Origin of the sequence: Microbacterium hominis (assembly GCF_013282805.1) — a bacterium.
Taxonomy (GTDB): Bacteria; Actinomycetota; Actinomycetes; order Actinomycetales; family Microbacteriaceae; genus Microbacterium; species Microbacterium hominis_B.
Window position 1 is genome coordinate 278708 of record NZ_CP054038.1, and the last position, 12630, is coordinate 291337.

Consider the following 12630-nt stretch of genomic DNA (forward strand, 5'->3'; position numbering starts at 1 on the left):
CTTCCCGCCGGCGATCCGTACGCAGACATCCCGTGGGACGACGCGCCTCCGCCCGACGACCAGTGGGCTCCGCCGGAAGACGGATGGATGCCGCCGCCCGACGCCGCGGCCCCGTACGGTGCCCCCGCCCCCGGCCCGAGCCTCCCGGAGCACCGGGACTTCGTCGGCGCCGACCCCCGCGCGGTGCTGCACGAGGTCTACGGCTACGACGAGTTCCGCGGCACGCAGGCGGCGATCGTCGAGCACGTGATCAGCGGCGGCGACGCGGTCGTGCTCATGCCCACCGGCGGCGGCAAGAGCGTCTGCTACCAGGTGCCGGCGCTGGTGCGCCCGGGCACCGGCCTCGTCATCAGCCCGCTCATCGCCCTCATGCACGACCAGGTCGACGCGCTCGTGGCCAACGGCGTGCGGGCCGCGTACCTCAACTCGACGCAGCTGCCGGGGGAGCGGGCCGCCGTCGAACGCGCGTACCTCGCCGGCGAGCTCGATCTGCTCTACGTCGCCCCCGAGCGGCTGAACACCGAGCCGATGCGGCGCTTCCTCGAGAAGGGCACGCTGAGCGTGATCGCCATCGACGAGGCGCACTGCGTCAGCCAGTGGGGCCACGACTTCCGGCCCGACTATCTCGGCCTCGGCGACCTCGCCGAGCGCTTCCCCGGCGTGCCCCGGCTCGCACTCACCGCGACGGCCACGCCCGCCACCCACCGCGAGATCACCGAGCGGCTCCAGCTGCCGCGTGCTGAGCACTTCGTCTCCAGCTTCGACCGGCCGAACATCCAGTACCGCATCGAGGCCAAGACCGACCCTCGTCGGCAGCTCGTCGGCTTCATCAAGAGCCAGCCGGCCGGCGCGGCGGGGATCGTCTACGCACTGAGCCGCAAGTCGGTCGAGCAGACGGCCGAGTACCTCCGCGGGCAGGGTGTCGACGCGCTGCCCTATCACGCGGGGCTCGATGCGAGCGTGCGCGCGGCGAACCAGTCGCGGTTCCTGCGCGACGACGGCGTCGTGATGGTGGCGACCATCGCGTTCGGCATGGGCATCGACAAGCCCGACGTGCGCTTCGTCGCCCACATCGACCTGCCGAAGTCCGTCGAGGGCTATTACCAGGAGACCGGCCGAGCCGGCCGCGACGGAGACCCCGCCGTGGCGTGGATGGCCTACGGACTCGGCGACGTCGTTCAGCAGCGGCGCATGATCGACCAGTCGCCGGGCGACCGCTCGTACAAGATCCGGCTCGGCCAGCACCTCGACGCCATGCTCGGGCTGTGCGAGACGGTGGGATGCCGCCGCCAGAACCTCCTGGACTACTTCGGCGAGCCCTCCCAGCCGTGCGGCAACTGCGACACCTGCCTCGAGGCGCCCGACACGTGGGACGGACTCGTCCCCGCCCAGAAGCTGCTCTCGACGATCGTGCGGCTGCAGCGCGAGCGCAATCAGTCGTTCGGTGCGGGCCACCTGATCGACATCCTCCGCGGTGCGTCGACCGACCGCATCCGGCAGCAGAGCCACGACACGCTCTCGACCTACGGCCTCGGTGCCGACCTGAGCGACCAGGACTGGCGGAGCGTCATCCGGCAGCTGCTCGCCCGCGGCATCCTCGTCGCCCGCGGCGAGTACGGCACCCTCGCCCTCGGCGAGCCGGCCGGCGGCGTGCTGCGCGGCGAGACCGCCGTGCCCCTGCGCCGCGACATCATCGGCCGCGCGGGCGGCACCCCGCGCGTGCGCAAGGTGTCGGCGTCGGAGGCCGTGGCCGAGGGCGATCGCGACCTGTTCGAGGCGCTCCGCGAGTGGCGTGCGAGTGTCGCGCGCGAGCTCGGCGTGCCCGCATACATCGTCTTCGGCGATGCCACGCTGCGCGCGCTCGCCGAGCACCGCCCCGCGAGCCTCGGCGATCTCGACGGCATCACCGGCATCGGCGCCAAGAAGCGCGAGGCCTACGGCGAGGCCGTGCTCGAGGTGGTCGCCGCGGGCTGAGCCGCCTCTCGCGCCCGGTCGGAGCACAGGAGCGGAGCTCGCGACCGGCGCTCCGGGCGCGGCATCCCCAACCCGGCGTGTCGGCGACACCAACCGCTCCTGTGCGCGGGCGGGTCGCGGTGGGATGATCGCCGCATGGCAGAACCCGACGCACGCCGCCACGGTCGATGGATGCCGGTGACGGCCGCGCTCGCGGCATCCACTCTCCTCGCCGGATGCGCGGGGATCGGCACGCCGCCGTTTGTGGAATCCAGGTCGTGCGCGTCGTGGGCGGCGCTCGAGACCCACGAGGAGCGCCTCGCGGAGTCCGACGCGGTGATCGTCGCCGACACGATCACCCCCGACGGCACCGCCGAGGTGATGGGATTCGACGCGAACGCGTACCGCGTGACCGTGGCGGCCGTCGAGAAGGGGCCGCTCGAGGTGGGGGAGACCGTGCGCGTGGCATCCACCGCCGACAACTGCGCGGCCCGGCCGTACGGCGACGGCGATCCGCTGCTCGGCGACCCGCCCCTGCGTCTGTACCTCACCGACGTCGACGGCTCCTGGCGCACCCTCACCCCGTTCGACGGCGTCGCGCCCGCCGACTGACCCCATACGCACGCCGCCCGCTGCTCCGCTGTCGCAATCGGCGGTTGGGGCTGCACTTTGTGACAGCGGAGCAGCGGAGTGTGGGTGGGGATGCTCTGAGACCGAAGAAGGTCAATCCGTGCTGGCAACCGGTGCAACCGTGTCGCAGTGAGGAAACCGGCCGCTGGTTACGCGCCCAGACGTGACTTCGGTCATCCGTAGTGCAATCGGTTGACAAACGCGGCGAACTCCGGCATCCTGGGGGACATGTCGATGCCGACCACACTCGCGAACGATCGCCTCCTGCCCGCCGATGAGCGCACGCGCGACCTCGCCCGCGAGATCTTCGCGGGCATCGAGAGCGCCCCGATCCTGTCCCCGCACGGTCACGTCGACCCGACGCTGCTCGCCGACGACGTGCCCTTCTCCGACCCGACCGAGCTGCTCATCACGCGCGACCACTACGTCACGCGACTGCTCCACGCGGCCGGCATCCCGCTCGCCGACCTCGGGCTCGATCCTCAGCGTCCGGTCGACCCGCGGCAGCCGTGGCGTCTGCTCGCCGAGAACTGGCACCGCTTCACCGGGACGGCGAGCGGCTACTGGATCACCCACGAGCTGCAGACGCTGTTCGGGGTCGCCGACGAGTTCGGACCCGACACCGCCGACGCGATCTACGACCGCATCGCGGTCACGCTCGCCGAGCCCGCGTTCCGACCGCGCGCGCTGTTCGACCGGTTCGGCATCGAGGTGCTCGCCACCACCGACGACCCGCTCGACGACCTCGCCGCCCATGCGCGCCTCGCCGCTGACGGCACGTTCCGCGGGCGCGTGCTGCCCACCTTCCGCCCCGACGCCTACCTCGACCCCGAGGGCGCCGACTTCGCGGACCGCGTCGAGCGCCTCCTCGCCGCCACCGGCGAGGAGCGCACGTTCGCCGGCTACCTGCGCGCCCTCGAAGCGCGCCGCGCCCACTTCATCGCCCACGGCGCCGTCTCGGCCGACCACGGGGTGCTCGAGCCGTTCACGACCGACCTCGATCCGGCCGTCGCACAGTCGCTGTTCGCCGACGCGGTCGCGGGCCGTGCGACCGCCGAGCAGGCTCGCCTGTTCCGCGGGCACATGCTGTTCCAGATGGCGCGCATGAGCGTCGCCGACGGGCTGGTCATGACCGTGCACCCCGGCGTGCGCCGCAACCACCACCGCCCGACCTTCCAGGCCTACGGCGCCGACACCGGTCACGACATCCCCGTGCGCACCGAGTACACCGAGAACCTCCGCCCGCTGCTCGAGGCCTTCGGCACCGCACCCGGGTTCCACCTGGTGCTGTTCGCCGTCGACGAGACCGTCTACTCCCGCGAGGTCGCGCCGCTCGCCGGCTTCTACCCGAGCGTCTACATCGGCGCACCGTGGTGGTTCCTCGACGCCCCCGACGCGATCCTGCGCTGGCGCAGCGCCGTGACCGAGACCGCGGGCTTCTACCGCTCGAGCGGCTTCATCGACGACACGCGCGCCTTCCTGTCGATCCCGGCCCGCCACGACACCTCCCGCCGATTGGATGCCGCCTTCCTCGCGCGCCTGGTCGCCGAGGGTCGCGCCACCCTGCCGCAGGCCCACCGCATCGCGCGCGACCTCGTCGACGCGCTCCCCCGAGAGGTGTTCAAGCTGTGACTGTTCCGCTCACCCGCGACGCGCTCGCCGCGCGCACCGGCATCGACGCCGACGCCGCCCCGGTACGCATCGTGCACCTGGGCCTCGGCCACTTCTTCCGCGCCCACCAGGCCTGGTACACCGCCCGATCGGTGGATGCCGCGGAGTGGGGCATCGCCGCCTTCACGGGGCGCAGCGCCGGCATCGCCGACACGCTCCAGGGGCAGGACGGCCTGTTCGCGCTCGTCGAGCGCGGCGCCGAGGGTGACGGCGTCGAGATCGTCACGAGTCTCGTCGAGGCCCGCCCCGGCACCGACACCGCGCGCCTGGTCGAACTCGTCGCCGACCCCGCCGTCGCGGTCATCACGCTGACGGTCACCGAGAGCGGCTACCGGCTGACCCCCGACGGCACGCCCGATCTCGGCGACGCGGCACTTGCCGCCGACCTCGAGGTGCTGCGCGGCGGCTCCTCCGCAGACCGCGGGCCGCAGACCGCGCTCGGCCGACTGGTGCTCGCCCTCGACGCCCGCCGGCGGGCCGACGCGGGGCCGATCGCCGTCGTGTCGTGCGACAACATCCCCGGCAACGGCGCGTTCGTGCGCCGCGGGGCGACCGCCCTCGCCGAGGCGATCGACCCGGCGCTGGCCGACTGGATGCGCACCGAGGTCTCCTTCGTGAGCACGTCGGTCGACCGCATCACCCCGCACGGCGACGAGTCGCCCGGAGCCGTCGCCGACGCCGGGTGGGAGGACCACGCCGCCGTCGTCACCGAGCCGTTCGCCGACTGGGTGCTCGCCGGAGACTTCCCCGCCGGCCGGCCGGAGTGGGAGAGCGCGGGCGCCCGCTTCGTCGACGACATCGAGCCCTGGGAGCACCGCAAGCTCTGGCTGCTCAACGGCGCGCACAGCATCCTCACGTTCGCGGGACTGCCGCGCGGTCTCGAGACGGTGGCCGACGCCACCGCCGACGCCCACTGCCGTGCTCTGGTCGAGGCGTTCTGGTCCGAGGCGGTGCAGTGCCTCCCGGCCGGCACCGAGCACGTCCATTACCGCGAGCAGCTGATCGAGCGGTTCTCGAACCCGCGCATCGTGCACCGCCTCTCGCAGATCGCCGCCGAGGCCACGGTGAAGGCGCAGTTCCGCTTCGCCGCGGTCGCCGAGCGCTCGGTCGCGGCCGGTCGTGACGCCGAGGGCTCGCTGCAGGCGCTCGGCACCTGGATCGCATGGGTGCTCGACGGCCCGTCGGCGCCCGACGCCCGCGCCGACGAGGTCGCCGCCGCCGCGGCATCCATCGATCCCGTCCGCAGCCTCCTCGGCCTCGTCTCGCCGATGCTGGCGGCCGACACCGTCGCCGTCGCGCGCGTGCGCGCCGCGGCATCCCTCCGTCCCACGCTCGCCCGACGCGCGAGCTGACCCAGCCCCACACGCCCGAAAGCGAGAACCACGCAATGAGCATGATCATCGACAAGGCCGAGGTGATCGTCACCAGCCCCGACCGCAACTTCGTGACCCTGAAGATCACGACCGCCGACGGCCTCACCGGCCTCGGCGACGCCACCCTCAACGGGCGCGAGCTCGCCGTGGTCTCCTACCTCACCGAGCACGTGGTGCCGCTGCTGATCGGCAGCGATGCCGCGAAGATCGAGGACACCTGGCAGTTCCTCTACCGCTCCGCCTACTGGCGTCGCGGCCCGGTCACGATGGCCTCGATCGCCGCCGTCGACATGGCGCTGTGGGACATCAAGGGCAAGGCGGCCGGGATGCCGGTGTACCAGCTGCTCGGCGGCGCCAGCCGCACCGGCCTGCTCGCCTACGGTCACGCCTCGGGCAAGGAGCTCCCCGAACTGTTCGACAGCGTGCGCTCGCACCTGGAGCAGGGGTACAAGGCGATCCGCATCCAGACCGGCGTGCCGGGGCTGAAGGCGATCTACGGCATCGCGTCGCAGTCCGCCGACACCGGCGGCGGCGAGGCCCGGTACGACCACGAGCCCGCGCGCCGGGGCGCGAAGCCGGTGCAGGAGGACTGGGACACCCGCGCCTACCTGAACCACCTCCCCGGGGTGTTCGAGGCGGTCCGCAACGAGTTCGGCCCCGACATCCCGCTGCTGCACGACGGCCATCACCGCATGACGCCCCTCCAGGCGGCGAAGCTCGGCAAGTCGCTGGAGCCGTACGACCTGTTCTGGCTGGAGGACTGCACGCCGGCCGAGAACCAGGAGGCGCTGCGCCTGGTGCGCCAGCACACCACGACGCCGCTCGCGATCGGGGAGATCTTCAACACGATCTGGGACTTCAAAGACCTCATCCGCGACCAGCAGATCGACTACGTGCGCGGCGCGGTCACCCACATGGGCGGTATCTCGCCGTTGAAGAAGACGCTGGAGTACGCGGCGATGTATCAGGTGAAGTCGGGCATGCACGGCCCGACCGACATCTCGCCGGTCGGCATGGCCGCCGCGATGCACCTGGGCCTGTCGATCCACAACTTCGGCATCCAGGAGTACATGAAGCACGGGCAGAAGACCGACCAGGTCTTCGAGCAGTCCTTCTCGTGGCAGGGCGGACTGCTGCACCCGGGCGACAAGCCGGGCCTCGGCGTCGAGCTCAACCTCGACGAGGCCGGCAAGTACCCGTACGAGCAGGCCTACCTGCCCTACAACCGCCTCGCGGACGGCACCGTGCACGACTGGTGACCGAAGGCCCGCGCGGAAGGCGTCGTCCCGTCAGGGGCGGCGCCTTCCGCGCGTCGACCGGACAACGGCAACCGGTACCGGAGCACTGACTGCGGAAAAAGTGGTATCTGATCTCGCTTTGAAATGATTTCGTGCAATCGGTTGACAACCGGACGAAACAGCGGTTGACTGTGTGCACGAACAGCGATCGCCCTTGGGGCGCCGAGTTCTTGCATCCCACGACAAAGGAGTTCAGATGCGTGCAGCGCACTCGCACAGCATTGGTCAGGTGATCCGCCATGGATGAGATCACCAAGCCGCTCGACGCCACCCAGGCGCAGAAGACCTACGGCACCGACACCGCGACCGTCCCGACGCAGAAGGTGAAGGGCCGCCCGGGCGGGCTCGTCGCCCTCGCCTTCGCGAACATCGTCGACGGGTTCGAAGGCGGGCTCGTCAACACGCTGTTCCCCGTGATCCGCGACGCGCTGGGGCTGCAGACGAGCGCCCTCGGCATCCTGACGGCGATGAGCCGCTTCGCCCGCATGCTCTTCGGTCCGATCTGGGCCGCTGCCGCCGACCGCTTCGGCCGCAAGAAGGTGCTGTTCATCGCCACCGGCCTCTGGGGTCTGTGGACGGTCGCCGCCGGCTTCGCGCAGGATTCGACGCAGCTGTTCATCCTCTACGGCATCGGCGTCATCGGCACCGTCGCGAGCGAGCCGATCACCAACGGCCTCATCGTCGACATGTACCGCTCGAAGGAGCGCGGCCGCGCGTTCGGCATCCTCCGAACCCTGGGCATGATCGCCTCGGTGGTCGCCACTCCGCTGATCGGCCAGTTCGCGAACATCGACGAGGGCTGGCGCTACGGCATGTTCGCGATGGGCGGCATCAGCGTCGTGTCCGGCGTCCTCATCCTGCTCTTCGTGCACGAGCCGAAGAAGCACACGCCGGTCGGCGCGATCGATCCCGACGCCATGAAGTTCACCTTCCGCGACGCCGTCGGCCTGTTCCGCACCCGCACGATCCTCTTCATGGCCGTGCAGGTGATGCTCACCACGAGCCTCGTGCTGTTCGCCTTCTTCATCACGTTCTGGGTCGACGACCGCGGCTGGGGCGTCGCCGACGCGGCGCTTCTCATGTCGGTCTACATGCTGGGCGCTGTCATCAGCGGCTTCGTGGGCGGCTTCCTCGGCGACTGGTTCGAGAAGCGGTTCGGGTTCAAGGGCCGCGTCATGATGATGCAGGGCTACCTGGTGGGCTACGCGATCTCGACCGCGCTGCTGTTCCAGATCGACTGGGGCATGGGCGTCGCCGTCTACGTCGCGGTGTTCTTCACGGGTCTGCTCAGCTCCATCGGCCACCCCGGGGCGGTGCTGCCGATCGTCGGCTCGGTCGTGCACAAGAGCGTCGTAGCCACCGCCTACGCCCTGATCTTCTCGTTCATCCAGGGTCTGTTCGCGGCCCTGCTCAGCCTCGCGTTCGGCTTCCTGGCCGATTCGCTCGGCCTGCAGGCGCTCATGTTCTGGATCATCTCGGTGCCCTACGCGATCAACGCCGTGCTGTGGACCGTGATGTACCGCATCTACCCCAAGGACGCCGAGAAGCAGCGCGCCCTCGATGAGGCGGAGGAGTCCGCGGTCGCCACGGCCGCGGCAGAGTAAGTCCGTCGGGGGCGGCGCGCGCGTGCTGCCGCGCCGCCCCCGTACCCCACCGAAGAGATACGACACCGACCGGAGAGAACCTCGTGACCGAAACGCTGACCGCCCCCGACCCGACGACCGCCCCCGCCGGCACCGTCACCTGGACCCTGTCCGGCTTCGGCGACGAGATCGACCCGGAGCCGGCGACCCAGACCGCGGTGCTCGCGGCTCTCGGCGCCCGTCACATCGAGGTGCGCTCCGCGTGGGGCGTCAACGTCATCGACCTCGACGACGATCAGATCGCGGCCCTGCGGGGCGTGCTCGACCGGGCCGGATTCCAGGCGTCGGCGATCGGGTCGCCGATCGGCAAGGTGGATGTCGCGCTCGACGCCGATCTCGAGGTGCAGCGTCTGCGCCGCGTGATCCGCGTGGCCCACGCCCTCGAGACGCCGAACATCCGCATCTTCTCCTTCTTCCGCGCTCCCGGCCGCACCCCCGAGGAGATCCGCGACGACGTGCTCGTGCGGATGCGGCTGCTCGCCGACGAGGCCGAGCGCGAGGGCATCACGCTCCTCCACGAGAACGAGAAGGACATCTACGGCGACATCCCCTCCCGCGTGCACGACGTCGTCGAGTCGGTGGGCTCGTCGGCGTTGCGCCTGGCCTGGGACAACGCGAACTTCGTGCAGGTGGGGGTCAAGCCCTTCACCGACGGCTGGGCGCTGCTGCGTCCCTACGTGGACTACCTCCAGGTCAAGGACGCGCTCGCCGCCACCGGCGAGGTCGTGCCCGCCGGTGAGGGCGACGGCGAGCTGCGCGAGACGCTGACCGCGCTGCGCGACGAGGGCTACGCGGGCTTCGCGTCGCTGGAGCCGCACCTGGCGGCGGGCTTCGAGCTGGGCGGCTTCTCGGGGCCGTACGAGTTCGGCCGCGCGGCGCGCGCGTTCCGGTCGCTGACCGACGACCTCGGGGTGGCTCTCGCATGACCGCTCCGCTGCGGGTGGCCGTCATCGGCCTCGGCGACATCTCCACCGTGCACCTGGCCGCCATCGCCGATTCCGCCGACGCCGTGCTCGTCGGCGTCTGCGACCCCGACGACGTCCGCCGCGATGCCGTCGCGACCGCCGCCGGCGTCGAAGGCTACGCCGATCACCGCGACCTGCTCGACCGCGCCGCCCCCGATGTCGTGCACATCTGCACGCCCCACTTCACGCACTCCGACATCGCGGTCGACGCCCTCGAGCGCGGGGTGAACGTGATCCTCGAGAAGCCCCTGGCGGCGACCCGGGACGAGGGTCAACGGGTGGTGGATGCCGCGGCCACGAGCACCGCGCGCATCGCGGTCTGCTTCCAGAACCGCTACAACACCGCGGTGCAGCGTGCGAAGGAGATCCTCGACTCCGGGGAGCTCGGCGCGGTGCGCGGGGCGTGGGCGACCGTGCTGTGGCACCGCTCGCCCGACTACTACCGCGCGAGCCCCTGGCGCGGCACCTGGGCGGGCGGCGGCGGAGGCCTGCTCATGAACCAGGCGATCCACACCGTCGATCTCGTGCAGTGGCTCGTCGGCGAGGTGACGCACGTGGCCGGCAGCGCCGGCACCCGCGCCCTCGGCGACACCATCGAGGTCGAGGACACCGCCGACCTGGTGCTCACTCACGCGAACGGCGCACGCAGCGTGCTGTTCGCCACCGTCGCGCACATCGACAACGAACCGGTCGCGATCGAGATCACCGCCGAGCACGGCCGGCTCATCCTCAAGGGCGACCTCGAGATCATCCGCGCCGACGGCTCGCGCGAGATCGTCTCCGAAGACGCCATGGGCACCGGCGAACGCGCCTACTGGGGCGGCGCGCACGTACGCCTCATCACCGACTTCCACCGATCGCTCGGCGAACCGGGCCCCTTCTGGATCGACGCCGCCGCAGCCCAGAAGAGCCTGGAGATCATCCAGGACGTCTACGACCAGTCCTTCCCCCACCGGCGCGTGCCGGCACCGGCATCCCACGAATGGAGCACCACGTCATGACGAAGACCATCCGCCTCGGCATCATCGGTCTCGGCCAGCAGGGCGGTATGTACGCCGGTCTCATCGCGAAGGGCCAGACGCCGAACATCGAGCTCGCCGCGATCGCCGACACCGACCCCGCGAAGGCGGAGCGGGCTGCGGCCGAGTTCCCCGACGTGCCGTTCTTCGCCGACTACGTCGAGCTGCTCGACAGCGGCACCGTCGACGCCGTCGTGACGACCGTGCCCCACTACCTGCACCCCGAGATGGGCATCGCGGCGATCGAGCGCGGCATCCACGCCCTCGTCGAGAAGCCCGCGGGCGTCTACTCGAAGCAGGTCGCCGAGCTCAACGCCGTCGCGGCAGCCCACCCGGAGATCACCTTCGCGCTCATGTTCAATCAGCGCGCCAACCCTCTTTACCAGCGGCTCAAGGAGATCATCGACGGCGGCGAGATCGGCGACATCCTCCGCAGCAACTGGATCATCACGACCTGGTGGCGCCCGCAGGGCTACTACGACTCGAGCACCTGGCGCGCGACGTGGGGCGGCGAGGGCGGCGGCGTGCTCGTCAACCAGGCTCCGCACCAGCTCGACCTGTGGCAGTGGCTGTGCGGCGTGCCGACGTCGGTGTTCGCGAAGGCCGCCTTCGGCTTCCGCCGCGACATCGCCGTCGAAGACGAGGTGACCGCCTTCGTCGACTACGGCAACGGCGCGACCGGGGTGTTCGTCACCGCCACCCACGACATGGTCGGCACCGACCGCCTCGAGATCCTCGGCACCGCCGGAAAGATCGTCGTCGAGGACAGCAAGACCGCCGTCGTCACCCGGCTGAGCAAGCCCGAGCGCGAGCTCAGCGCCCAGATGGACATGCAGGATGTCATGAAGCTGTTCATGGGCCAGGCCGACATCGCCTCGCTGTACACGCAGGAGACCATCGAGTTCCCGTCGGCCTGGGGCACCCAGCACGCCGACGTGCTCGTGAACTTCGCCGCCGCGATCCTCGACGGCACGCCGCTCATCGCCTCGGGCGCCGAGGGCATCCGCGGCGTGCGGCTGGCCAACGCCATCCACCTGTCGAGCTGGACCGGCAAGGAGGTGCCGATCGACTTCGACGAAGACGAGTTCCTTGCCGAGTTGAACACCCGCATCGGCGCCGAGGGCCTCTACTCGACGCGCGGCTGACGCGCGGCATCCACTCACTCGACGACGGAAGGAAAGACGATGACCAGGATCGGCGTACAGGCGATGATGCTCAAGGAGAGCTTCGCGACCGACGGTGTGTTCGAGACCCTCAAGCAGGTGAGCGAGATCGGCTACTCGGCCTTCGAGATCTCGCAGGTGCCCATGACCCCCGAGAACGTCGACGAGCTCGACCGGGCGCGCCAGGAGCTCGGCGTCGAGATGGCCGCCCTGTCGGCGATGCTCACCGCACCTCCCGGCATGACCGCCGAGTCGCTCACCGACGACTTCGACAAGATCGTCGCAGACTGCCGCAGATTGGATGCCACGAAGCTGCGCATCGGCATGCTGCCGTTCGACGCCATGGCCTCCCTCGACCGCGTGCGGGCGTTCTGCGACGCTACCGAGGAGATCGCGGGTCGCCTGGCCGACCACGGCATCGGGCTGTACTACCACAACCATCACATCGAGTTCGCGAAGTACGACGGGCGCTACATGCTCGACATCATCGCCGACCGCGCTCCGAGCGTGGGGCTCGAGATCGACGTGCACTGGGTGCAGCGCGGCGGGCTCGACCCCGTCTCGACGCTGCGCAAGTACGGCGAGCGGGTGACCATGGTGCACCTCAAGGACTACCGCATCGGGCAGCTGCCCCCGTCGGCGTTCGAGGCGCTCGGGAAGGGCGACTTCCCCGGGTTCATGGCCGCATTCACGGGTGTCGTGCAGTTCGCCGAGGTGGGCGAGGGCAACCTCGACTTCGCCGGCATCATCGAGGAGAGCAAGGCCATCGGCGCCGAGTACCTCCTCGTCGAGCAGGACGACCTCTACGGCCGCACGCCGCTCGAGTGCCTCCAGACCTCCTACGACAACCTCGTCGCGCTCGGCTACGCCGATCTGTTCGGCGCCCCGGCGCTCGCCGCGACCGCCGGGTCGTGA

10 protein-coding genes are annotated in these 12630 nt (G+C 70.6%); all 10 read left to right on the forward strand.

Annotated features, from left to right (window positions below; genetic code table 11):
* Positions 1-87: 87 nt before the first annotated feature.
* Positions 88-1974, forward strand: coding sequence for a DNA helicase RecQ (gene recQ / locus HQM25_RS01240; RefSeq protein WP_438803641.1), 1887 nt, complete (start codon positions 88-90; stop codon positions 1972-1974).
* Between the two features lie 135 nt (positions 1975-2109).
* Positions 2110-2565, forward strand: coding sequence for a hypothetical protein (locus HQM25_RS01245; protein ID WP_254359479.1), 456 nt, complete (start codon positions 2110-2112; stop codon positions 2563-2565).
* A 246-nt stretch (positions 2566-2811) separates the two neighbouring features.
* Entirely contained in the window at positions 2812-4215 is a 1404-nt protein-coding gene (gene uxaC / locus HQM25_RS01250; RefSeq protein ID WP_217275178.1) for a glucuronate isomerase, read from the forward strand.
* Entirely contained in the window at positions 4212-5606 is a 1395-nt protein-coding gene (locus tag HQM25_RS01255; protein ID WP_172988553.1) for a mannitol dehydrogenase family protein, read from the forward strand. The genes uxaC and HQM25_RS01255 overlap by 4 nt, the downstream gene beginning before the upstream one ends.
* Positions 5607-5647: 41 nt before the next feature.
* On the forward strand, positions 5648-6886 hold the full coding sequence (manD, locus tag HQM25_RS01260; RefSeq protein ID WP_172991440.1) for a D-mannonate dehydratase ManD: 1239 nt from the start codon (positions 5648-5650) through the stop codon (positions 6884-6886).
* A 278-nt stretch (positions 6887-7164) separates the two neighbouring features.
* Positions 7165-8529, forward strand: coding sequence for an MFS transporter (locus HQM25_RS01265; RefSeq protein WP_172988554.1), 1365 nt, complete (start codon positions 7165-7167; stop codon positions 8527-8529).
* Positions 8530-8612: 83 nt separating this feature from the next.
* Positions 8613-9494 carry a sugar phosphate isomerase/epimerase family protein gene (locus HQM25_RS01270; RefSeq protein ID WP_254359480.1) on the forward strand — a complete coding sequence of 294 codons (882 nt, stop codon included), beginning with the start codon at positions 8613-8615 and terminating at the stop codon, positions 9492-9494.
* Positions 9491-10534, forward strand: a complete 1044-nt coding sequence (locus tag HQM25_RS01275; protein WP_172988555.1) for a Gfo/Idh/MocA family protein — start codon at positions 9491-9493, stop codon at positions 10532-10534. Before HQM25_RS01270 ends, HQM25_RS01275 begins: the two co-directional genes overlap by 4 nt.
* The gene (locus HQM25_RS01280) at positions 10531-11697 is read left to right on the forward strand and encodes a Gfo/Idh/MocA family protein (RefSeq protein ID WP_172988556.1); all 1167 of its coding nucleotides are present in this window, start codon (positions 10531-10533) and stop codon (positions 11695-11697) included. The genes HQM25_RS01275 and HQM25_RS01280 overlap by 4 nt, the downstream gene beginning before the upstream one ends.
* A 39-nt stretch (positions 11698-11736) precedes the next feature.
* Positions 11737-12630 (forward strand): sugar phosphate isomerase/epimerase family protein, encoded by an 894-nt coding sequence (locus tag HQM25_RS01285; protein WP_172988557.1) that lies wholly within the window; start codon positions 11737-11739, stop codon positions 12628-12630.